Origin of the sequence: Pseudomonas sp. Y39-6 (assembly GCF_023651955.1) — a bacterium.
Lineage (GTDB): Bacteria > Pseudomonadota > Gammaproteobacteria > Pseudomonadales > Pseudomonadaceae > Aquipseudomonas > Aquipseudomonas veronii.
Genome location: NZ_CP069594.1, coordinates 5034451 through 5055649 on the forward strand (window position 1 = coordinate 5034451; position 21199 = coordinate 5055649).

Here is a 21199-nt window from a genome sequence, read left to right on the forward strand (position 1 = left end):
GCAAGCTCGCGCGCCACACACCGTCACAGCTGGCCCAGTACCGGAGTACTCACGCGCACATCGGCGTTTTGCCCACGGTTGCGCAGCAGGTGGTCCATCAACACGATCGCCATCATCGCTTCGGCGATCGGCGTGGCGCGGATGCCGACGCACGGGTCGTGACGGCCCTTGGTAATCACGTCCACCGGGTTGCCGTGTACATCGATCGAACGGCCCGGGGTGGTGATGCTCGACGTGGCCTTGAGCGCCAGGTGCGCAACGATCGGCTGGCCGGAGGAAATACCGCCGAGGATGCCGCCGGCATTGTTGCTGAGGAAACCCTGCGGGGTCAGTTCGTCGCGGTGCTCGGTGCCGCGCTGGGACACGCAGGCGAACCCGGCGCCGATTTCCACGCCTTTGACGGCGTTGATGCTCATCAGCGCGTGGGCCAGCTCAGCGTCCAGACGGTCGAAGATCGGCTCGCCAAGACCCGGTTTCACGCCCTCGGCGACCACGGTGATTTTCGCCCCGACCGAATCCTGGTCGCGGCGCAACTGGTCCATATAGGCTTCCAGCTCCGGCACTTTGTCCGGGTCCGGGCTGAAAAAGGCGTTGTCGTCGACGCTGTCCCAGGTCTTGAACGGGATTTCGATCGGGCCCAGTTGGCTCATGTAGCCACGGACGACGATGCCCTGGGTCGCCAGGTATTTCTTGGCGATGGCACCGGCAGCCACGCGCATCGCGGTTTCGCGGGCCGAGCTGCGGCCGCCGCCACGGTAGTCGCGTTCGCCGTATTTGTGGTGGTAGGTGTAGTCGGCGTGGGCCGGGCGGAACAGGTCCTTGATCGCCGAGTAGTCCTTGGACTTCTGGTCGGTGTTGCGGATCAACAGGCCGATGGCGCAGCCGGTGGTGCGGCCTTCGAACACACCGGAGAGGATCTCGACTTCATCGGGTTCCTGGCGCTGGGTGGTGTGGCGGCTGGTGCCGGGCTTGCGGCGGTCGAGGTCACGCTGCAGGTCTTCCAGGGACAGCTCGAGGCCGGGCGGGCAGCCGTCGACAATGGCGACCAACGCCGGGCCATGGCTTTCGCCCGCGGTGGTGACAGTGAACAGCTTGCCGAAGGTATTGCCGGACATGCAGGGCGCTCCGTGAAATCAGTTGTAATCACTCAGCGGTGATAACCAAGCGCACCAGTATACGCGGGCCAACCGACTAGTTCATCCTCGAAACCTTACCGGTAGACGTTGGTCGAACCGGCACCTCCTGAATAATGGCCCGATGATGCTTCGAGTTTTGCTGTTTACCCTCACCCTGTTCACCGCCGTAGCCCATGCCGCGTCCCCCGTGGTGTTGCAACGGCCCATCAGCCTCGACACCGGCAGCGGCGAGCTGTTCGGCTCGCTGTTGCTACCGCAGTCCGACAAACCGGTGCCGGTGGTGCTGATCATTGCCGGCTCCGGCCCGACCGACCGCAACGGCAACAGTGCCGACGGCGCGCGCAACGACAGTCTCAAGCGCCTGGCATGGGTGCTGGCCCGGCATAACATCGCCAGCGTGCGCTATGACAAGCGCGGCGTGGCGGCCAGCCTGGCCGCCACGCCCGATGAACGCGACCTGACCCTCGACGCCTACGTGGCCGACGCCGTGGCCTGGGGCAAGCTGCTCAAAACCGACAAGCGCATGGGCCCGCTGATCGTCCTGGGCCATAGCGAAGGCGCGCTGGTGGCCGCCCTGGCGGCACCGCAACTCGACCCGGCCGGGGTGATTTCCCTGTCGGGCAGCGCCCGCCCGGTCGACCAGGTGATCCGCCAGCAACTGGCCGGTCACCTGCCCCCGGCCCTGCAGTTGCGCAGCAATGAAATCCTCGATCACCTCAAGGCCGGCCAAGTGGATACCGATGTGCCTGGCCCGCTTGAAGGGATTTTCCGACCCAGTGTGCAACCGTATCTGATCAGCCTGTTTCGCGCCGACCCGTCGGCCGCCTTTGCCAGACTGCGCATGCCCGCGCTGATCATCCAGGGCACCAACGATATCCAGGTGGGTGTGGGCGATGCGCGGCAATTGAAGGACGCCAAGCCCGATGCCGAGCTGACGGTGATCGAAGGCATGAACCATGTGATGCGTATCGTGCCCAAGGAGGTGAAGCAACAGTTGGCGTCCTACAACGACCCGCGATTGCCCCTCGCCGCCGAGCTGGAAACCCGCCTGGTTGGCTTTATCGACGGACTTCAGCCCCGTTAACCGACTAATTGCCTCCAGTACTGGGAAAAACGGCCGATAAGCCGAAAGTCGACAGCAAAAAGCCTGTCGACTGGCTGGGCTAGGACAGGATCGCGCCGCATGACTAACACCGAAGCAACACCAGAACCTACCGCCGACACCCCGGCGGAACACACCGAGGTCGTCGACGCGGCGCCCCTGCCGTGGGCGGACGTACAGGCCGAACATTTCAAAATGCTGCGCCTGGCGCCCCTGCCCACCGACCGCTCCACCGGGGTACGCCCCTTGCGGTTTGTGCAATTTGGCTATGTCGAACGCCACGACCACCATCACAGCCTGTTGCGCATGGTCATCCAGTTGCCGGGCCAACGGGTGCGCCGCGAGCAGAATCACCTGGATATCTGGGTCGATCACGCTAAACACCGTGTGCATTTCGGCCCGGGCAACAGCCTGGAAATCGAACCGGCCAACCGTGGCATCGGCCGTTTCCTGGTGGCCCAGGGCGCCGCGTGGGCGAAGAAGAAATGGTCGCACTACCGCGTCGACGGGGTGGACCTGGCCAACAAGGACGCCCTCAACGAAGCCACACGCCTGCGCCGCGATCACTTCCTGCGTATCCAGGGCTTTGATGTGGCCTACGCCGACGTGCAGCATCTGAAGGGCAACGTGCAGCCCGGCAAGGTCAGCGACGTGCTCGATAGCTGGAACACCGAGAAAGTGCAGTTCGTGGAAATCCTCGAAGCCGCGCAAATGCTGCAACAGGCCGAGCAGAACCTTACGGAGCAGGAAGTGAAGCTGCGCAAGGAAGAGGAAAAGGTCACCAAGTTCAAGCGTGAGGACAGCGGGCTACGCTTCACCATCACCTGTCTGGTGGCGTTTACCGTGTTTCAGGCGGGGTTGTTGATCTGGATTGCCACCCATCGGTGATGTGGGAGCAGGCTTGCTCCCGATAGCGGTGCATCAGTCAATGCATTCAGTGACTGACACGCCCTCATCGGGGGCAAGCCCCCTCCCACACGTCAGAGCGGTCGATTAAACCCGGGCGGCGAATACCGCCTGATGGTTGCGGCACTGCTCGGCCGTGAGCATGAACACACCGTGCCCGCCGCGCTGGAACTCCAGCCAGGCGAAGTCGACTTCCGGGTACAGCGCCTCGACATGCACCTGGCTGTTACCCACTTCGACGATCAACAAGCCCTTCTCGGTCAGGTGGTCCGCCGCTTCGGCGAGCATCCGCCGGACCAGGTTCAAGCCATCGTCGCCGCAGGCCAGGCCCAGTTCCGGTTCGTGCTGGTACTCGTCCGGCATGTCGGCGAAGTCTTCGGCGTCCACATACGGCGGGTTCGACACGATCAAGTCGAAGCGCTGGCCCGGCAGCCCGTCAAAACCGTCGCCCTGTACGGTATACACACGCTCGTCGACGCCATGGCGCTCGATGTTCTGATTGGCCACTTCCAACGCTTCGAACGACACGTCACCCAACACCACTTCGGCGTCCTGGAACTCGTAGGCACAGGCGATGCCGATGCAACCGGAGCCGGTACACAGGTCGAGAATGCGTGCCGGCGGCTGGGCCAGCCAGGGTTCGAAGCGGCTTTCGATAAGTTCGCTGATCGGTGAACGCGGGATCAGCACGCGCTCGTCGACGATAAACGACATGCCACAGAACCAGGCTTCGCCAATCAAGTAGGCTGTCGGCACCCGCTCATGAATGCGACGGTGCAGCAGCCGTTGCAAGTGGGAAACTTCCTCTTCTTCTAGGTTGCAATCCAGGTAGCTGTCGGCAATTTCCCAGGGCAGATGCAAGGCGCCGAGCACCAATTGCCGGGCGTCGTCCCAGGCGTTGTCGGTACCGTGCCCGAAAAACAGCTCTTCCCCATGGAAACGGCTGACAGCCCAACGGATATGGTCGCGCAAGGTGCGCAGGCGGGAAGTGATCACGGGGGCAGACTCCTGGAAAAAACGACTGGCGATTCTAACAGCCTTCGTCTGTAGCGACGACGTGCGAAGAGCCTCAACCGTATGTCGGATTTCATCCAATTTGCCATCATTGCGTCAAACAACCGCACCGCTTGACACGGCTGCACGCCAGCAACGGCGTAGCTTACGATGGAAGCGATTCACAGAACCGCTCAGCCAGTGGACAATGGCGCAAAAGCCCCCCTCACAGGAGCCCCCAGAATGTCCGTTCCAAAGACGATGTTTCAAATCAGCGGTCGAGGTTATGCAGCGGCCAATCTCAGCCATGCGACCCTCGTGATCATCGACGCCCAGAAGGAGTACCTCAGCGGTCCACTCGCCCTCGCGGGCATGGATGCGGCGGTGGGCAATATCAAGCAACTGGTCGCTGCGGCGCGCAACGCCGGTCGCCCGATCGTGCATGTGCGCCACCTGGGCACCGTCGGCGGCCTGTTTGACCCACAAGGCGAGCGCGGCGAATTCATTCCCGGCCTGGAGCCAATGGGCAACGAAACCATCATCGGTAAACTGCTGCCCAGCGCGTTCCACGGCACCGGCCTGGAAAAACACCTGCAGGACCTCGGTTCCCTGGACCTGATCGTCTGCGGCTTCATGAGCCACTCCAGCGTCAGCACCACCGTGCGCGCCGCCAAGAACCTGGGCTTTCGCTGCACCCTGGTGGAAGACGCCTGCGCCACCCGCGACCTGCCTTACAAGGGCGGTGTCCTGAGTGCCGAGCATGTGCAACAAACCGAAATGGCCATCATGGCCGACAACTTCGCCACCCTCGCCTTGACCAAAGACCTGATCTGATTGCCCCGAAATGAGCGGTGCGGCCGATTCGAGGCCCCGCTCATCTGCAAATGCCTGTCATTTGCTGCAATTACCTCTGGCGCCGGAACAACCTGTGTATCTTCCGGTCGAAGGGCCGATACCCTGGAGGAAAGGTCGGAATGAAGATATCCGATGGTTTTGATGCTCGTCGCTTGCGCCCCAAGGGCCCGAGCAACTGGCGTCTGCGCCTGGTAGCCGGCATTGCCGCGCTGCTGGCGATCATAGGTGTGCTGCTGGCGGTCGCCGGTGGCGCGGGTTTGTCGGGGCATTCCCCGGCGCTGGGCGAACTGAATGCCAGCCCCGGTGGCTCGGCGATGCTGTTGGTGGGCGGCCTGCTGGTGCTGTGGTTCGGCGTGTGGTTATGGCGCCGCAGCCGGCGGCGGATGCGCCAGCCGTTGTCGCTGAACATCGCCTCGCACCTGATGAAAAAGCACGACTGATGGCGCTTGGATAGCGTTTCCTGCGCCCCGGCCGCCGCGATTTAGGTAAACTGCCCGCCCCTCGCGGAGGCTGACATGCAAGACGACGATTTTTCCCTGTTCAAAAACGAGCTGCGCGGCGTCAAGCCGATCAAGCACGACCGCGCCGACACCGGCAAACCCAAGAGTGACCGAGCGCAGATCGCCAAGCTGCGCCAGGCCGCGACCGTACGCACTGACGCCACCACCGTGGACGGTCTGTCGGACCAGTTCGTGATTGACGTCGGCCCCGAAGACGAGCTGATGTGGGCCCGCGACGGCGTGCAGGAAAGCCAGATACGCAAGCTCAAGACCGGCCAGATCCCCTTCGAAGGCAGCCTCGACCTGCACGGCATGAGCGTGGAAAAAGCCCGGGAAACCCTCTGGGCCTTCCTCGCCGAAGCCACCCGGTTCGAAATCCGCTGCGTGCGCGTCACCCACGGCAAGGCCGTGCGCCTGGACGGCAAGCGGCCGATGATCAAGAGCCACGTCAACACCTGGCTGCGCCAGCATGCCCAAGTACTCGGCTTTACCTCCTGCCAGCCCCGCCACGGTGGCGCCGGCGCGGTGTATGTGATGCTCAAGCGCACCATGCTGGAAGGGCGCGACGAGTAACCCGTGCCATCGTCAGGCTTGCAGCGATGGGTCGGCCACCGTACCCTTGCGCTTTGCGAAAATCCCACAGGTAGTTTCATGTCCCTGGAACAGAATTACACCGCGATCCTCGGCCAACTCGGCGAGGACGTTACCCGCGAGGGCCTGCTCGACACGCCAAAGCGTGCCGCCAAGGCGATGCAGTACCTTTGCCGCGGCTATGAACAGACACTGGAAGAAGTCACCAACGGTGCCTTGTTCAGCTCCGACAACAGCGAAATGGTGCTGGTCAAGGACATCGAGTTGTACTCGTTGTGCGAACACCACCTGCTGCCGTTTATCGGCAAGGCCCACGTCGCGTATATCCCGAGCGGCAAAGTGCTGGGCCTGTCGAAGGTCGCGCGGATTGTCGACATGTATGCGCGCCGCCTGCAGATCCAGGAAAACCTCAGCCGCCAGATCGCCGATGCCGTGATGCAAGTGACCGGCGCCCTGGGCGTGGCCGTGGTAATCGAAGCCAAGCACATGTGCATGATGATGCGCGGTGTGGAGAAACAGAATTCGTCGATGATCACCTCGGTGATGCTGGGTGAGTTCCGCGAAAACGCGGCGACCCGCAGCGAATTCCTCAGCCTGATCAAATAACCGGTCGGGTAGGAAAAAGCCGGCGTTCATCGCCGGTTTTTTTTCGCCCCCACAAATCAAGTAAGATGCGGCCCTCTGTTCTGGGCAAGAGGTTTCAGCCATGTTCGTCAAAGCACTTCGAGTGGGCCTCGGCCACGTCATCATCGCGGGCGACTACATTACCCGTCCACGCAAAAAGCAGCGCCCCGCCGAGCAGCAAGCGCAGGTCAACGCGGCCGCCAAGGAACTGACCCTGTATCAGTTCCACGCCTGCCCGTTCTGCGTGAAGACCCGTCGCACCCTGCATCGCCTGAATGTGCCGGTAGCGTTGAAGGATGCGAAGAACAACGAACAGGATCGCCAGACCCTGCTGGAGCAAGGCGGCAAGATCAAAGTGCCGTGCCTGCGCATCGAAGAGAATGGCCAGACCACCTGGATGTATGACTCCAAGGTGATCATCGATTACCTGGACAAGCGCTTCGCCGCCGTCTGACAAACGCCCTCTCCTCTGTAGGAGCGAGCTTGCTCGCGAAAAACCTGAGGACGCCGCTGGGTGTCAGGTTCCCCTCGTTATCGTTGACGATTTTCGCGAGCTAGCTCGCGCCTACAGAGGGGGGATTTCCATGTCCAGTAATGCGGAGCCCAGGCACTTGCCATGGGCGTCCAGCGCCAGCGAACGGGTCACGCCGCCGCGCAAGATCCCCGGCAACACGAAGTTCAGCGCCTGCACGTTGGGCAATTCATAGCGTCGCACCGGCGCCGCCCCCGGCTCCAACAGCCCGGCGAAGAACGCCGTCACGCGCGCGGCAGTGAGCTGTTCGCAGAGCAGCGGATAATCCTCAGGGCGATAGGCAATGATCGAAATGTTCGAGGTGTCGCCCTTATCCCCGGTGCGGGAATGGGCCAGGGTATGCAGCTTCATGCTTCGATCCTCGGGTTGACGGCGTCACGCGGCAACAACAACGAGGCCACCGCCACCACCTGGCGCACGCTTTTGCTGGCACCGCCGCCGCCGGACGGGCCGTTGGTGTAGAGGGTTTCCACTTCATTGCCGACCCGCACCGCTTCGCTGCGTTCCTCACAGCGCGCAGCGACGCGCAGGCGCACTTCCCACGGCTCGACGCGGCTGCGCGGGCCGTGCAGCGAGTCCATGCCGATCAACTCGGCGCGCACGTCCTGCATCTTCACCCCCATCAGTTCCAGGCGCTTGAGCACCACCTCTCGCGCCAGTTCGGCGCGTGCGACGGCTCCCGGCCCGCCGTAGGACATCTGCCCCTCGCCGATCCAACCGTCCAGGTAACCCACGCTGACTTTCAACCGGTCCGGCCGCGCCCGTCCCGCAGCACCCTGGGCGCGTACCCGGTCGACGCTTTCCTCGACAAAGCTCACCTGGGAAAAGTCGGCCGTCACGTCCGGCGTCAGATAGGCCGCCGGGTCGTGTACTTCGTAGATCAATTGTTCAGTACACGTAGCGCAGCTGACGCGCCCGCCGGACCCGCTCACTTTGGTGATCACGGCGTTGCCCTCGGCATCGATCTCGGCCAGGGGGAAGCCGAGGCGCGCCAGGTCGTCTACGTCCTTGAACCCGGGATCGGCGAAATAGCCGCCACTGACCTGCCCCGCGCATTCGAGCAAATGCCCGACCAGCGTGCCGCGCCCCAGGCGCAACCAATCGTCAGCCGCCCAGCCGAACGCAAACATCTGCGGCGCCAGAAATAGCGACGGGTCGGCCACGCGCCCGGTGATCACTACATCAGCCTCGGCGCGCAACGCCTGCAGAATACCGTCGACGCCCAGGTAGGCGTTCGCGGAAATCAGCCGCGCACCCAGCGAGCCAAGGGTCTGGCCGTTATCCAACACCTGCTCGGGGCGCAACACGTCGAGCACATCATCGCCCACCACCGCCACGACCTTGAGGCTCAGGCCCAGCTCATTGGCAATGCGCCGCACTTCAACGGCCGCCGACACCGGGTTGGCCGCGCCCATATTGGTGATCACGCGCAAGCGCCGGCGACCTGCCTGCTCACCGACAAAGGGCAGCACCCGGCGCATGCGCTCACTCAGCAACGGGTCATACCCACCCTGCGGATCGCTGATGCGTGCCTGTTGCGCCAAGGCGATGGTGCGTTCGGCCAGGCATTCGAAGACCAGGTAATCGAGGTCGCCCTGTTCGGCCAGTTCCACGGCAGGTTCGATGCGGTCGCCGGAATAGCCGGCGCCGGAACCGATGCGCAAGGTTTTCATCTCAAAATACTCCCAGGAGCAACGCGGTCAGGGTCATCAACACCGACGCGGCGAACAGAAACGGAATAGTGAAGCGCTGGTGATCGGCCAGCTCGATCTTGCACAGCCCCACCAACAGGAAGGTCGCGGGGGTCAGCGGGCTGACCGGGAAACCGGTGGTGTGTACGCCCAGCAGCGAGGCCTGGGCCACTTGCAGCGGGTCGACGCCCAGGGCCTTGCCGACTTCGGCGATCACCGGCATCACGCCGAAATAGTAGGAATCGGGGTCGAACAACATGCTCAGCGGCATGGAAATAAAGCCCACCACCGCCGGGATCAACTTGCCGTGGCCGGCCGGAATCTGCGCCACCGCCACTTCGGCAATCGCCTTGAGCATGCCGGTGCCTTGCATGATGCCGGTGAACACCCCGGCGGCGAGCAGGATACTGGCCATGGTCAGGGCGGTCTTGGCATGGGCGTCGATGCGTGCGCGCTGGGCGTCGACATTTGGGTAGTTGATGCACAGCGCGACCACGGTGCCGAGCATGAACATCACCACCGGGTCGACCCAGCCGGCGATCATCACCACCATCACCAGCACGGTGAGCATCAGGTTGACCCAGAACAGCCGCGGGCGTCGCAGCTTGACGTCGTCGTCGCTGAGCACCCGTTGCGGCACGGCATCCACCGTCGAACCGGCGCCCAGGCCAAGGCGTTTTTCTTCACGATGGCCGAGCCACCAGGCGCAGGCGAAGACAAAGATCAGGCCGACGATCTGCACCGGGATCAGCGGCTGGAACAGATCCGCCACTGGCACATGCAACGCCGCCGACGAGCGCAGCACCGGGCCGGTCCACGGCAGGAAGTTGACCCCGGCAGCCATCGCGCAGACGCAGGCGAGGATGCGTTTGTCGATGCCCAGCCGCGTATACAGCGGCAGCATCGCCGGCACCGTCACCAGAAACGTCACCGCGCCGGAACCGTCCAGGTGGACCAGCAAGGCGAGGGTCGCGGTGCCAACGACAATTCGTGTAGGACGCGTCCCTACCGTGCGCAGGATGCGATCAATGATCGGGTCAAGCATGCCGGCATCGGTCATGATCCCGAAAAACAGAATCGCGAACACAAACATGCCCACCACCGGGGCAACGTTCTTGATCCCGGTAATGATGAAGGCACTGGTTTGCAGGCCGAACCCGCCGAGCAGCGCAGCGATGATCGGCAAGGCGATCAGCGCCACCAGGGGCGAGAGGCGTTTGCTCATGACGGCAGCGAGCAAGCAAAGGATGGTAATGACACCCAGGGTAGCGAGCATGGGTTACTCCAGAGCGGCCTTGGTGGCCGGTTATTGTTTTCCCTGGAGTATTGGAAACGCGTTAGTCTTTGTAAATTGGAATATTCACCAGCTAGTGTTCGGAAAAACAAAATGAAGAACTCTATCCAACACATCCAAGCCTTCCTCGCTGTCGCGCGCACCGGCAGCTTTACCAAGGCAGCCAACGAACTGCACCTGTCGCCGTCCGCGCTCACCGTGCAGGTTCAGCAACTCGAGGACTGGCTCGGCGTCGCCCTGCTCGACCGTAGCCCGCGGCATGTCAGCATCACGGCCGCCGGCCAGGAAGCGCGCGGGCCGATGGAAAAGCTGCTGCTGGACCTGGACAACATCGTCACCGGCTCCCGCGACCTCGCGGCGTTACGTCGTGGCGTGGTGACCATCGCCGCCCTGCCCTCGGTGTGCGCCGGCGCCTTGCCGCCCGCGCTGCGCCTGTTTCGCGAACGCTTCGGCGGGATCGAAGTGCGCCTGCATGACCTGGTGGCCCATCGCATTCATGCCCAGGTGCGCTCGGGCGAGGTGGACTTCGGCATCGGCGTGCGCGCACGGCTGAACCACGGGCTGGCGTTCGTGCCGGTATTGAATGATCGGCTGTGCGCGTTCGTACCGCTGGATCATCCCCTCGCCCGCTATCCGGCGCTGACCCTGAGGCAACTGGCGGATCAGCCGATCATCCTGACCGGGCGCGACAGCAGTGTGCGCGAACACGTCGAGGCGTTATTTGACGAGACACGCCTGACGATGAACGCGGGCATGGAGGCCAACTACATGTCGACGGTGTTGGCGCTGGTGCGTCAGGGCTTGGGGATCAGTGTGCTGCCGGAGTCGGCGGCGGACAGCCTGGAGGGGTTGAAGCGCATCAGCATCGATCATCCCGGCGTGAACCGCGAGATCGGGTTGATCAGTCGCAGCGCGATGGCGCTGAGCCCGGCGGCGCAGCGCTGTTTCGACTTGCTGCATGACAAATTATCCGACACACCACTGAGCTAAATGTGGGAGGGGCTTGCCCGCTCCCACAGTTGACCGAGTGAGTCAGTCGAGCATCGCCACATGTCTGGGATGGCTGGCCACACGCTTCAGCCATGCCTGCAGCGCCGGGTAAGGCGTCAAGTCAAAACCGCCCTCATGCGCCACATGGGTGTAGGCATACAGCGCAATATCCGCAATCGAATACTGCTCGCCCACCAGGTACGGCGTGCTTTGCAGTTGGCGCTCCATGACCTTCAACGCCTTGTAACCGCCCTTGTGGGTGGTTTTGTATTCGTCGAGGCGATCCTCTGGCATCCCCAAGTACAGTTGGATAAAGCGCGCCACCGCAATGTACGGCTCATGGCTGTACTGCTCGAAGAACTGCCACTGCAACACTTGGGTACGCAAGCGCGGTTCGGTCGGCAGAAACTCGCTGCCATCGGCGAGGAAATTGAGGATCGCATTGGATTCCCACAGGCAGGTGCCGTCTTCGAGCTCCAGCACCGGGATCTTGCCGTTGGGGTTCTTGGCCAGGAATTCGGCGGTCTGGGTGTCGCCCTTGAGGATGTCGACATCCACCCATTGATACGGGATGCCCAACAGGTTGAGCATCAATTTGACCTTGTAGCAGTTGCCCGACTTGTAATCGCCATAAACCTTGTACATGGGGCTCCCCTTATGCCGCTCGCGCGTGCTGTGCTTGACGGACCACTGCGGCCAGGCGCTTGAGACCTTCGTCCAGACGGGACGGGTCGATATGGCTGAAATTGAGCCGCAGTGAGCCAAGGTGCTGGTCCGGCTCGGAAAAGAACGGTTCACCGGGCATGAACGCGACGTTCTGATCGAGCGCAGGTGCCAACAAGGTGCGGGTGTCGAGCGGCTGTTTCAAGGTCAACCAGAAGAATAATCCGCCCTGGGGCACTTGCCAGTCGGCCAATTCGCCGAAATGCCGCTCGAGTGCCGCCTGAAAAGCATCCCGGCGCGCGCGATAGAAACCGCGCAGCTCGACCAGATGCTGTTGATATTTTTCGCTGCCGAGCCACTGCATCGCCTGCCACTGGCCGACGCGGTTGGTGTGCAGGTCGGCCGACTGCTTGAGCTTGAGCAAGTGCGGGAACAGGTCGGGGCTGGCGATCAGGTAACCGACGCGCAGGCCGGGCAACAAGGTTTTCGACACGGTGCCGGTGTAGATCCAACTGGCCTTTTTCAGGCGGCCGGCGATGGGCTGCGCACTGCCGCCGTCGAAGGTCAGTTCGCGGTACGGTTCGTCTTCGATCAGGGTCACGTCGAATTCATCGAGCAGCGCCGCGACGGCTTCGCGCTTGGCCTCGCTGTAACGCACGGCCGACGGGTTCTGGAACGTCGGGATCAGGTAGATGAACGCCGGGCGGTAGCGTTCGAGACGTGAGCGCAACGCGGCCAGGTCCGGGCCGTCGGCTTCCAGTTGTACGGTGAGGCACTCGGCGCCGAACAGTTGGAAAATCTGCAAGGCCGCCAGGTAGGTCGGGCCTTCCAGGAGGATGTTCGTGCCCTTGTCGATATACAGCTTGGCCGCCAGGTCCAGGGTCTGCTGGGAACCGCTGACCACCAGCACCTGGCTGGCCTGGCACGGCACACCCAATGCACGCGCCTCGGCGGCGAGCAATTCACGCAGCTGCGGCTCGCCTTCGCTCATGCCGTATTGGCCGATGTTCACCGGCATGTCGTCCCAGTTCAACGCGGGCAACATCGCTTCGGCCGGCAGCCCACCGGCGAACGACATCATTTCCGGGCGCTGGGCCGCCGCGAGGATTTCACGGATCAAGGAGCTTTTGAGGCGCGTAACACGTTCTGAGAAGGCCATAGGGTCACCGGTAGCAAAGCCTGTGGGAAATACGTCAAACTGGTTGACCGAAATTACGACGACTTGTGTGGATACGTCAATATGCTTGACCTTAAAAACCAGACCAGCCAGCAAACCGCCATGGAAGCGTTCTTCTTCGGCTACCAGGCGTTCACCGCCAAGGCCGACGAAATGCTGGAGCGTCGTGGCCTGAGCCGGGTGCATCAGCGCATCGTATTTTTTATCGCGCGCTACCCCGGCCTGAGCGTGAAGGAACTGCTGGAATTGCTCGGCGTGAGCAAGCAGGCGCTGAACATGCCGCTGCGCCAATTACAGGAAATGCACCTGGTGCAGAGCGTCGCGTCGGAGACCGACAAGCGCAAACGCCTGCTGGAATTGAGCGCCGAAGGCCTGCGTTTCGAGCAGTCCTTGCGCCGCGAACAGGTGAAGTTGTTGCAGCGCGCCTTCAATGAAGCGGGGGAAGCCGCGGTGAACGGCTGGCTGGCGGTCAATCAGGCGTTGAGTGCGGTGAATTAGCCTTTCATCCTTTTTTGCGCAGACAATCGAAAACATTATTTGCTTTTTTTGTATACAAAAGCATAATTCGCTTCGTGCGAGTTCCTGACCTATCAGTCAACAAACCCGCCAGTACCTCACAGCGCCTGCGCGCTGACCATAACAATAAAATGCTTGAGGAGTACTTGCTGTGGATAGCCGCAAATCCGAAGCCCCGCTGGACCTCGCCGCGCCGAACCTCTCCGCCGCCGACAGCGGCTGGCTCGAACGCCTGTTCAAACTGCGCGTGCATGGCACCACAGTGAAGACCGAGTTGATCGCCGGCCTCACGACGTTTATCACCATGGCCTACATCATCTTCGTCAACCCGAACATCATGGCCGATGCCGGTATCGATCACGGCGCCGCCTTTGTCGCCACGTGCATCGCTGCCGCGCTGGGGTGCCTGTTGATGGGCCTGTATGCCAACTGGCCGGTGGGCCTGGCGCCGGGCATGGGCTTGAACGCGTTCTTCACCTACACCGTGGTCGGGACCATGGGCTACACCTGGGAGACGGCCCTCGGCGCGGTGTTTATCTCCGGCGTGTTGTTCATGGTGCTGACGCTGTCGCGCATCCGCGAATGGCTGCTCAACAGCATTCCGGTGAGCCTGCGCCATGCGATGGGCGCCGGTGTCGGCTTGTTCCTCGGGGTGATCGGCCTGAAAACCGCCGGCATCATCGTCGACAGCCCGGCCACCCTGATCAAGCTCGGTTCGCTACACGAGCCGGCACCGTTGCTGGCGGCCATCTGCTTTCTACTGATTGCCATCCTCAGCTACCACCGGGTGTTCGGCGCGATCCTCATCAGCATCATCGCCGTGACCCTCGCCGGCTGGGGCCTCGGGCTGGTGCACTACAACGGCATCCTCGCCACCCCGCCGAGCCTGGCACCGACCTGGTTAGCCATGGACGTGATGGGTGTATTCAATGTGAGCATGATCAGCGTGGTGTTCGCCTTTCTGTTTGTACACATGTTCGACACCGCCGGCACCCTGATGGGCGTCGCGCAACGGGCCGGGCTGGTCAACCCCGACGGCAAGATCCACAACCTGTCCCGTGCGTTGAAGGCCGACAGCGCCTCCAGCGTGTTCGGCGCCATGGTCGGCGTGCCACCGGTGACCAGCTACGTGGAAAGTGCCGCCGGTGTCGCCGCCGGCGGCCGTACCGGGCTGACCGCCGTGACCGTGGGCGTGCTGTTTGTGGCGGCGATGTTTTTCGCGCCGCTGGCGGGCATGATTCCTGCTTATGCCACCGCCGGCGCGCTGATTTATGTGGCGATGCTGATGATGGCGAGCATGGCCCATATCAATTGGGACGACGCTACTGACAGCATTCCGGCGATCGTCACCGCGATCATGATGCCGCTGACCTTCTCGGTCGCCGACGGGATCGCCCTGGGCTTTATCACTTACGTGGCGCTCAAGGCCGGCTGCGGCAAGTACCGCGAAATTTCCGTCAGCCTGTGGGTGCTGTGCGCGATCTTTATCGCGAAATTCATCTTCCTCTAGGTCGGCAACCCCCGAAGAAACCGCCTCACCTTTGGGTGAGGCTTTTGCATGAAAGGAGCACTGTGAATGAACCTGGAAACCTGGCTGCTGTTCAGCGGCGCCGCGCTGGTGGTGATCCTGATCCCCGGTCCCCTGTCGTTGCTGATGATCAGCAACAGCTTGAACTACGGCCTGCGCCGTTCGTACCCGGCGTTCCTCGGCGGCGTGTTCGCCTCGATCTGCCTGTTGAGTGCCTCGGCACTCGGCCTGGGTGCGCTGTTGCTCGCGTCGGAACAATTGTTCAGCGTCTTGAAGATAGTCGGCGCGCTCTACCTGTTTTACCTCGCCTGGCAGAGCTGGCAGCAATCGCGCCAACCGGCCCACGGCGCGGTGGTGCCCCTGGCCGTCGCCACGCCGCGTTTTCGCGCCTTGTTTGGCCGTGCGTTTGTGCTGGGCGCCAGCAACCCCAAGGACATCCTGTTCTTCGCCGCCTTCCTGCCGCAGTTCCTCAGCAGCCAACAGCCGTTTCTGCCGCAACTGCTGGTGATGATCGCCACCTGGACCGTGCTCGACCTGTTGTGCAAGCTCGCCTACGGCCTTGGCGCCCACGGCGCGGCACGCTATCTGCGCAGCGGCAACGGCCAGAGCTGGTTCAACCGCACCAGTGCCGGGCTGTTCGGGGCGGCTGGCGCGGTCTCGCTGCTCAACGTCAGAGCGGGGTCACTTTGACAAAATACACGCTGGGGCGGACCGACCCCGTCGACTGCCACTGAATGCCGGCGGCGATCCGAACCAGACGGTTTTCCCGCAGCGCACTCTTGACCGCAGCCAACGCCAGCGAGGTCGGGTGTCTGATGATCGCGGCATTGAACCAATGGTCTGTCAGGCGGTTTTCCAACGGTACAGAGCCGCGCCCAAGCCAATGCAACGACACGTAGTACAGTTTGTTTGAACCGCAGCGCGAATGTGTCACGAGCAATTCATGGCTGGGCTTTTTGCCGCGCATGACCTGCAGTTCCTGCACGTCGAAGCCCTGCTGTTCGAGCACGCGCTTGACGGCTGCGCGCTGTGCAATCTCCCGCTGCGGCGCACGCGCGCGGCCGCCGGTGCGCAGGGTCGGGTCCAGGCCGACGACGTTGAAGTCGACGCGAGTGAAGCCCGGTGCCTTGCCGTCGAAGCCGATATAGATCGATCGGCCGCTGCTTTCGGTGGGCCGCAGCATTCTCAGCAAATCATCGGTCTGGCCCAGCCGGTTGGCGGTGGGGGTCAACCAATTGTCCAGCGCTGCACGCACATTGAGCAGGTGGCTGGCCGTCGCCGAGCGAGAAGTATCGGCCAGTTCGACCAGCCGGGCGACGGCCATGCTGCGGCTATGAGTAGTAAGGTTCGGGAACGCCGTGGCGACAGACCGTTCCAACGGCGTGTCGAACAACGGCGCATGCAGCCGCCACTCGCCCGCCTGGGTGCGTGATACCGGGATGGGCTGTTCCTCCAGCGCAGTGTCTGTCCAACGCTCAAGGTCCGCCCGGGCCAGTGACACCAGCGGTTCATCCTTGGTAATGAAAGCAAGGCCGCTCCAGGGCGCACTGTCCCCCGGCGCCAGTACCCGGTAATAACCCACCCCCGATGCCGTCGGGCGGTCGTACTGGGCGCCGATATAGATGACATCGTAGGGAAACCCCGGCGGGTCCATATGCACATGAAACGTGCCGAACGCCGAGGAGCCAGGCACTTGGCCCATGGGCACGCGCGCGCGCCAGGCGAACCACTCGGTGTTCGGCGCAGACGAGCGATAAATGCGGCTTTCCGTAGCGGCGCGCACCGTCGGTGGGCGCCAGTCCGGTGGCGGCGTCACGGGTGGACGCCATGGGTTGAGCACCCCGGAACTGGTGCCCGCGACCGGTTGCGGTGCATCCGCGCCGAGTAACCATTCCTTGGACTGGTGGATGTGCAAAATCAGTTCGTCCTGCCCCGGTGCCTGCGGGTTCTTCAGGCGAAACGCCGGTTCGTCTCCACGTCGGTAAAGGGGGTAAGTGTGGGTGTCGTCCGCCACAAAGAGCTCACCGTGTTTCACCTGCACGCCTGCCGTGTCCGGCCCTTTCAGCGCAACGGCGCCCTCAGGCACGCCGTTGATTTTGAAGCGATCCAAGGCCTTGAGCCGAGTCACGGGCGGCGTTGCCACGCGGGAAACCCCGGCATCCGTCGCCATCCGTAAACGATGTAGCCGCCCCAGCACGGCCCTCAGCGCCGGCCGCGCGACACCTGCGCCGACACGTCCGACTTTCCTGGGGCCGGGGACAAAGTTCAGCAACACGTCGATCACCATAAAGGCGCTCATGAAACCCACATCGACCGCGTCCCGGGGGTCGCCGAAACGGTGATAACGCCGTGACACCAGCAGCAGCTCATGGAAGTCATTGAACGTCCCGTACAACGGCGAAAAAAACCCCACCAGCGCCCGTGCGCGGGTATCGCCCTGCTCATTCAGGCGCTGGTTCCGATAGTGCTCCAATGCCTTGCCGGAATGACTGGCCGCTTGAGTGCGGCGTTGCAGCTCCTGCACGCTGGCGTGGTAAAGCAATGCCTGGGCGTTGCAGTGGGGCACGGCCACAAGCGCGAGCCAATCCTGCGGAGCACTGGCGATCTGTTCAAGGGTCTGGGCTTCGATCTCCTCGAGCACCACCGCAGGTTCCAGGTGCTTGATGCCGAATGAGCGCACGAAGTCGATCCCCCGCCAGATGCCCTTCATCATGAAAAACGCCGGTATGGCTTTCAGCGTTTTGGCGGCCTGGGTGCGCGTATCGACACCCTCCGGTGGCTGGGGGAGCGCCTCGAATGCCCAGCCCGGCGCGACCTGCCGCGCCAGTGTCTTGACGTTATCCGCTAACGCACCGATGCGGTTCAATGCAGCATGGGCCTGTTGCAAGCTGCCGTACTCGGTCAGGACCAGGGCCGGCGGCGCATCGGGCCAGTAAACCACGCACAGGTCGGTACGCGGGTCATGTACCGCGACGATCCCTGCGACATAGCGATCATGCTGCAGGGTGTGGCCGACCAGATGGACCACATACAGTTGCAGCGCGGGCTGACTGCTCGACAGGTCCTGCGGCGTGCGTGCCGCCATCGCCGTCTTGAACAGGCTTTGTGCCGTTGCCGTCAGCCCCCGTTGCACCGCATCGAACAGGTGATATGCAGCGCCCGCTTGCAAGGCGCGATTCAATAACCCAGGGATACGTCCGTTGCTGAGCACACGGTCGGTTTCACGACGGGGATAAAAAACCTGCTGGATCAGGGCATCGTAGCGGCCACCGATGTCCAGCGAAGACACCAGCCCGATCAAGTAAGCCGCATTGAGGCGCTGCTTCCACTCGGGTTGCAGATAACGCGCGTGATCGAATCGCCACTGCGTCCAGGGTGCCAGCGGGTCCAGGTTATGCAGCGCCAGTTGCAGCAGGCTGAAGGAGGTGCGCGTCGCGGTCGGGGTCAGCACGATGCGGCGATCGCCCACGGCGCAGCCACTGGTCCAGCCACAGAAAGCACCGTGGACATCATCGGGCATCTCAATCAACGCTTGGTCGATATCCAACTGCGGAAAAAAACCGTCCTCGCGCAAACGGGCGATCAAGGTGCGCCGGGCAAAGGTGTTCAGATCAGGCAGGCATTGCTCCAGCCGGCTTTTGAAGGCCAACGCGTTGCCCAGGTACAAGCGCAGCAAGCGCTTGAAGTGTTGACGCTGGGCCCGTGGTGCGCGCGCGAGCCAGGCGGGCAGCGTTTTCGCCTCAGACGCCGCCGTGCGCAGCAGCTCAATATTGGCCAGCACCTGGCTCAGGGCATTATTGGGCGGGATCTTCAACTGCGCTTCCAGATCGACCATCAGCAGCGCGCGGCTCAGGTCGGCATCCGTCACTTCGCTGAACACCCGCGTGATGTCCTCGCTGCTGCGGTGTAAGCGGTCGTAGCTCCCCAGCAGTTTCTTGAGCGCAGCCAGCGCGGGCTTGCCGTTGATTTCAACGTAGCGCACGCCGAGTGTTTGCGCGGCGGCATGGGCGCGCAGGTCGGCGCGTTTATCGTGCTCGACGCAGCGCCACAACACCGAGTCGTCTGGGCTGTTCAGGCTTGCCTTGAGGCTGCGGGTCAACGCGTCCAGCCCGGCAAACGCCTTGATCCCACCCTCCACGCCGAAAGCGTAAAGCACCACCGGCAGTTGGCGCGACGAGCGCTCTAGCGCCGCAGCCGTGGTCACCACCCACACGTTATGGAGCGGGTAGAAAGCGTCCGGCGCGCTGCCCACCGCGATCGACAGCACTTGGGCAAGACTGCCCGGGCGGCGGCTGGCCAACGGTTGGTCGACCACCTCGATCATCAGGTCGCGATGCGCCGTACTGATCAGCTTGAGGCGGTGTTGCAACTCCACCTCGCAACGCAGGGCCGCGGTTTGGGCCTGCATAAACAACGACACGCGCCTGGGCGTACCCGCTCCCCCCGGACGTTCAGCCCAAAAAGCCAACTCCAGCAGCCGTTGCCCGGCATCTTGCATCAACGTATTCAACGCTTGGATATGCACGTCAATTTGGCTCATCAGCGACGCAATGACCCGGTACGCCAGGGTATCCGCGCTGGGATCAGCCGGGACCAACAGCGCGAGCAGCGCATCTTCGTAGCGTGCGACCTGACGCTGTGCCGTGTGCAGGGCCAGGCCGGAGGCCGTGCTGGCGAAGATGATTTCTGCGCCTCGGCGTTGCCGGTCCCACTTGAGTAATTGCGCGCCGATCACGCCAAGCCGAGCGCCGCCGACCCATTGCTGCCTCGCCCCTTCGACCGCGGCCAGAAACGGTGCGGCATCCGGCAGTCGAGGCCGCCCTTCGGAAAACACGTAGCCGTCATTCATCTTCGCCGCACACGCCAACTCGTTGCTCCATTGCCCACTCAGCAAGGCCTCGGCACCCAGCGCCAGCGCATCGGCCATCAGCGGCAGGCCGCGCATAAAGGCGCTCGTCGCAGACAAGGCAGCGGGGCGGTACACGTTATCGCGCCGACTTAACGGCAGGCACTGCCAGAGTGCGTGGAACCGCGACCGGTCCAGCGCCAGCAGGCCGTCCTGCAGGGCGGCGAAGGACGGGTACTCGTAGAAGTTGCGGCCCCCACCCGGCAGGTAAACCACGTGCGGCGCATCGCTGGGGTCGCCCTCGCGATACAGATGCAGTGCCCCTGGGATCGCGACCGCCGATGCCCCCGGCCATAGCAACTGGCCGACGCGCAGCGTAGCCCAAGCCCCGCCCGCACGTCGGCGCTCCTCAGCGCTGGGCGCATCGATCAGGGCCTGAACCATGGCGAATCCCGCACGCGATAGCTCGTCCAGTTGCCACGCCAAAAAGGCCCGGTCCGCAAACAGCTCCGTGTGCAACTCAACCCAGCGTTCCCGGCGTGTGAGCCAGGTGCCCTGCGCCAGGCAGTCCCAGTAGGCGCTCACCGCATGGGCGAGCCGCTCGAACAGCTGCAGCGCGACGACGCGGCGCAGGGCTTCCAGCGGCGTATACGGCAAGCGCCGCTCCGGCGCGTCTTTGACACTCAGGGCGGTGAATTGATTGACGTTGATCACCACCGTCGGCAGGACCAGCAACGCCAGCGCCCGCTCGGTCAGGCTCTCGACTTTGCGCGGCGCGGTGGGCGGCTTGGGCTCGCTGAACAAGAGGTGGTCCGGGTCCATTTCGAACGCTTTGCGCAGCTCGGCGCGGATGACCGTCAAGACTTTCGGCGAACGGCCTATCAGCCGCGCCAGCGCGCGTGTCGCGGCGACGCAACGCGCGTCGGCAAGCGCAATTCGATTGATCAGGCGACTGGGGTGCGTGTAGGCGTTAATTCGCCGTATCAGTTGCTCGCGAATCGCCTGCGTTTGTACTTGGGCGGCAAGGTCCGGGTCGTCGGCATTAACGGTGTCGGGTGAAGCACTCGCGTGGTCGGGGGACGAGGTCATGGGGTTTTCTTCTGCATGAGGAAAACACCCAGCCTAGGCAGCGCCGCAGGGCAAAAGGCGCTAGATAGTTGCATGCGCAAGCGGCATAAAAATCTATGGCCACCCCCATTTTTGCAATACTGATTAACGGGTGGTCCAGACAAAGCGTCAGCCAAGAGAGTTCGAA

General features: G+C 63.1%; 19 protein-coding genes and 1 pseudogene. 11 read left to right on the forward strand and 9 right to left on the reverse strand.

Annotated features, from left to right (window positions below; translation table 11 throughout):
* Positions 1 to 23 precede the first annotated feature (23 nt).
* On the reverse strand, positions 24 to 1115 hold the full coding sequence (gene aroC, locus JN756_RS22820) for a chorismate synthase (protein ID WP_046382572.1): 1092 nt from the start codon (positions 1113 to 1115) through the stop codon (positions 24 to 26).
* A gap of 142 nt (positions 1116 to 1257) precedes the next feature.
* Here aroC and JN756_RS22825 point away from each other — a divergent pair, with 142 nt between their 5' ends.
* Together JN756_RS22825 and JN756_RS22830 are read left to right on the forward strand one after the other, a co-directional pair.
* Entirely contained in the window at positions 1258 to 2220 is a 963-nt protein-coding gene (locus JN756_RS22825) for an alpha/beta hydrolase (protein WP_169865539.1), read from the forward strand.
* Positions 2221 to 2319: 99 nt separating this feature from the next.
* Entirely contained in the window at positions 2320 to 3126 is an 807-nt protein-coding gene (locus tag JN756_RS22830; protein ID WP_017845844.1) for a hypothetical protein, read from the forward strand.
* Between the two features lie 105 nt (positions 3127 to 3231).
* Here JN756_RS22830 and prmB read toward each other — a convergent pair whose 3' ends face one another.
* Positions 3232 to 4140 carry a 50S ribosomal protein L3 N(5)-glutamine methyltransferase gene (gene prmB, locus JN756_RS22835; protein WP_057003896.1) on the reverse strand — a complete coding sequence of 303 codons (909 nt, stop codon included), beginning with the start codon at positions 4138 to 4140 and terminating at the stop codon, positions 3232 to 3234.
* A 240-nt stretch (positions 4141 to 4380) separates the two neighbouring features.
* Here prmB and JN756_RS22840 point away from each other — a divergent pair, with 240 nt between their 5' ends.
* From JN756_RS22840 to JN756_RS22860, 5 genes are all read left to right on the forward strand, one after another.
* A complete protein-coding gene (locus JN756_RS22840) occupies positions 4381 to 4971 on the forward strand; it encodes a cysteine hydrolase family protein (RefSeq protein ID WP_026139885.1) in 591 nt (196 codons plus the stop codon).
* Positions 4972 to 5111: 140 nt separating this feature from the next.
* Positions 5112 to 5432, forward strand: coding sequence for a hypothetical protein (locus JN756_RS22845; protein WP_046382569.1), 321 nt, complete (start codon positions 5112 to 5114; stop codon positions 5430 to 5432).
* Positions 5433 to 5507: 75 nt separating this feature from the next.
* Positions 5508 to 6065 (forward strand): Smr/MutS family protein, encoded by a 558-nt coding sequence (locus JN756_RS22850; RefSeq protein WP_017845840.1) that lies wholly within the window; start codon positions 5508 to 5510, stop codon positions 6063 to 6065.
* Between the two features lie 78 nt (positions 6066 to 6143).
* Complete coding sequence (gene folE / locus JN756_RS22855) at positions 6144 to 6689, forward strand: GTP cyclohydrolase I FolE (protein WP_017845839.1); 546 nt, start codon at positions 6144 to 6146, stop codon at positions 6687 to 6689.
* A gap of 100 nt (positions 6690 to 6789) precedes the next feature.
* Positions 6790 to 7161: a glutathione S-transferase N-terminal domain-containing protein gene (locus JN756_RS22860; protein WP_169865535.1), complete on the forward strand. Its 372-nt coding sequence runs from the start codon at positions 6790 to 6792 to the stop codon at positions 7159 to 7161.
* A gap of 16 nt (positions 7162 to 7177) precedes the next feature.
* On the opposite strand, the pseudogene JN756_RS32475 reads toward JN756_RS22860, so the two are convergent.
* The 4 genes and pseudogenes from JN756_RS32475 to JN756_RS22880 all read right to left on the reverse strand — a co-directional run.
* A pseudogene (locus JN756_RS32475) lies at positions 7178 to 7303 on the reverse strand (outer membrane lipoprotein carrier protein LolA); the annotation flags it as partial.
* Positions 7273 to 7590 carry an AtuA-related protein gene (locus tag JN756_RS22870; RefSeq protein ID WP_046382567.1) on the reverse strand — a complete coding sequence of 106 codons (318 nt, stop codon included), beginning with the start codon at positions 7588 to 7590 and terminating at the stop codon, positions 7273 to 7275. The gene JN756_RS22870 and the pseudogene JN756_RS32475, both read right to left, overlap by 31 nt.
* A complete protein-coding gene (locus JN756_RS22875) occupies positions 7587 to 8912 on the reverse strand; it encodes an acyclic terpene utilization AtuA family protein (protein ID WP_169865533.1) in 1326 nt (441 codons plus the stop codon). Before JN756_RS22875 ends, JN756_RS22870 begins: the two co-directional genes overlap by 4 nt.
* Before the next feature lies 1 nt (position 8913).
* Positions 8914 to 10206, reverse strand: coding sequence for a CitMHS family transporter (locus JN756_RS22880; RefSeq protein WP_201021412.1), 1293 nt, complete (start codon positions 10204 to 10206; stop codon positions 8914 to 8916).
* Positions 10207 to 10317: 111 nt separating this feature from the next.
* Here JN756_RS22880 and JN756_RS22885 point away from each other — a divergent pair, with 111 nt between their 5' ends.
* On the forward strand, positions 10318 to 11214 hold the full coding sequence (locus tag JN756_RS22885) for a LysR family transcriptional regulator (RefSeq protein ID WP_046382564.1): 897 nt from the start codon (positions 10318 to 10320) through the stop codon (positions 11212 to 11214).
* 42 nt (positions 11215 to 11256) lie between these two features.
* On the opposite strand, the gene JN756_RS22890 is transcribed toward JN756_RS22885, so the two are convergent.
* Complete coding sequence (locus JN756_RS22890; protein WP_017845833.1) at positions 11257 to 11859, reverse strand: glutathione S-transferase family protein; 603 nt, start codon at positions 11857 to 11859, stop codon at positions 11257 to 11259.
* A 10-nt stretch (positions 11860 to 11869) separates the two neighbouring features.
* Complete coding sequence (locus JN756_RS22895) at positions 11870 to 13036, reverse strand: aminotransferase-like domain-containing protein (protein ID WP_017845832.1); 1167 nt, start codon at positions 13034 to 13036, stop codon at positions 11870 to 11872.
* 81 nt (positions 13037 to 13117) lie between these two features.
* Between JN756_RS22895 and JN756_RS22900 the strand changes: the two genes are divergently transcribed.
* From JN756_RS22900 to JN756_RS22910, 3 genes are all read left to right on the forward strand, one after another.
* A complete protein-coding gene (locus JN756_RS22900) occupies positions 13118 to 13552 on the forward strand; it encodes a MarR family winged helix-turn-helix transcriptional regulator (protein WP_046382563.1) in 435 nt (144 codons plus the stop codon).
* A gap of 196 nt (positions 13553 to 13748) precedes the next feature.
* Positions 13749 to 15080, forward strand: coding sequence for an NCS2 family permease (locus JN756_RS22905; RefSeq protein ID WP_201022321.1), 1332 nt, complete (start codon positions 13749 to 13751; stop codon positions 15078 to 15080).
* 66 nt (positions 15081 to 15146) lie between these two features.
* Positions 15147 to 15788 carry a LysE family translocator gene (locus JN756_RS22910; protein ID WP_169881302.1) on the forward strand — a complete coding sequence of 214 codons (642 nt, stop codon included), beginning with the start codon at positions 15147 to 15149 and terminating at the stop codon, positions 15786 to 15788.
* On the opposite strand, the gene JN756_RS22915 is transcribed toward JN756_RS22910, so the two are convergent.
* Entirely contained in the window at positions 15769 to 21033 is a 5265-nt protein-coding gene (locus JN756_RS22915; RefSeq protein ID WP_201021413.1) for a dermonecrotic toxin domain-containing protein, read from the reverse strand. The genes JN756_RS22910 and JN756_RS22915 overlap by 20 nt on opposite strands.
* Between the last annotated feature and the right edge of the window lie 166 nt (positions 21034 to 21199).

Bases quoted from the DNA above. Each gene is read 5' to 3' on its own strand.
- JN756_RS22825 (WP_169865539.1), top strand. From the start codon at position 1,258: ATGATGCTTCGAGTTTTGCTGTTTACCCTCACCCTGTTCACCGCCGTA.
- JN756_RS22875 (WP_169865533.1), bottom strand. From the start codon at position 8,912: ATGAAAACCTTGCGCATCGGTTCCGGCGCCGGCTATTCCGGCGACCGC.
- JN756_RS22830 (WP_017845844.1), top strand. From the start codon at position 2,320: ATGACTAACACCGAAGCAACACCAGAACCTACCGCCGACACCCCGGCG.
- JN756_RS22900 (WP_046382563.1), top strand. From the start codon at position 13,118: ATGCTTGACCTTAAAAACCAGACCAGCCAGCAAACCGCCATGGAAGCG.
- JN756_RS22850 (WP_017845840.1), top strand. From the start codon at position 5,508: ATGCAAGACGACGATTTTTCCCTGTTCAAAAACGAGCTGCGCGGCGTC.
- aroC (WP_046382572.1), bottom strand. From the start codon at position 1,115: ATGTCCGGCAATACCTTCGGCAAGCTGTTCACTGTCACCACCGCGGGC.
- JN756_RS22840 (WP_026139885.1), top strand. From the start codon at position 4,381: ATGTCCGTTCCAAAGACGATGTTTCAAATCAGCGGTCGAGGTTATGCA.
- JN756_RS22895 (WP_017845832.1), bottom strand. From the start codon at position 13,036: ATGGCCTTCTCAGAACGTGTTACGCGCCTCAAAAGCTCCTTGATCCGT.
- JN756_RS22910 (WP_169881302.1), top strand. From the start codon at position 15,147: ATGAACCTGGAAACCTGGCTGCTGTTCAGCGGCGCCGCGCTGGTGGTG.
- folE (WP_017845839.1), top strand. From the start codon at position 6,144: ATGTCCCTGGAACAGAATTACACCGCGATCCTCGGCCAACTCGGCGAG.
- JN756_RS22845 (WP_046382569.1), top strand. From the start codon at position 5,112: ATGAAGATATCCGATGGTTTTGATGCTCGTCGCTTGCGCCCCAAGGGC.
- JN756_RS22885 (WP_046382564.1), top strand. From the start codon at position 10,318: ATGAAGAACTCTATCCAACACATCCAAGCCTTCCTCGCTGTCGCGCGC.
- JN756_RS22860 (WP_169865535.1), top strand. From the start codon at position 6,790: ATGTTCGTCAAAGCACTTCGAGTGGGCCTCGGCCACGTCATCATCGCG.
- JN756_RS22880 (WP_201021412.1), bottom strand. From the start codon at position 10,206: ATGCTCGCTACCCTGGGTGTCATTACCATCCTTTGCTTGCTCGCTGCC.
- JN756_RS22890 (WP_017845833.1), bottom strand. From the start codon at position 11,859: ATGTACAAGGTTTATGGCGATTACAAGTCGGGCAACTGCTACAAGGTC.
- JN756_RS22915 (WP_201021413.1), bottom strand. From the start codon at position 21,033: ATGACCTCGTCCCCCGACCACGCGAGTGCTTCACCCGACACCGTTAAT.
- JN756_RS22870 (WP_046382567.1), bottom strand. From the start codon at position 7,590: ATGAAGCTGCATACCCTGGCCCATTCCCGCACCGGGGATAAGGGCGAC.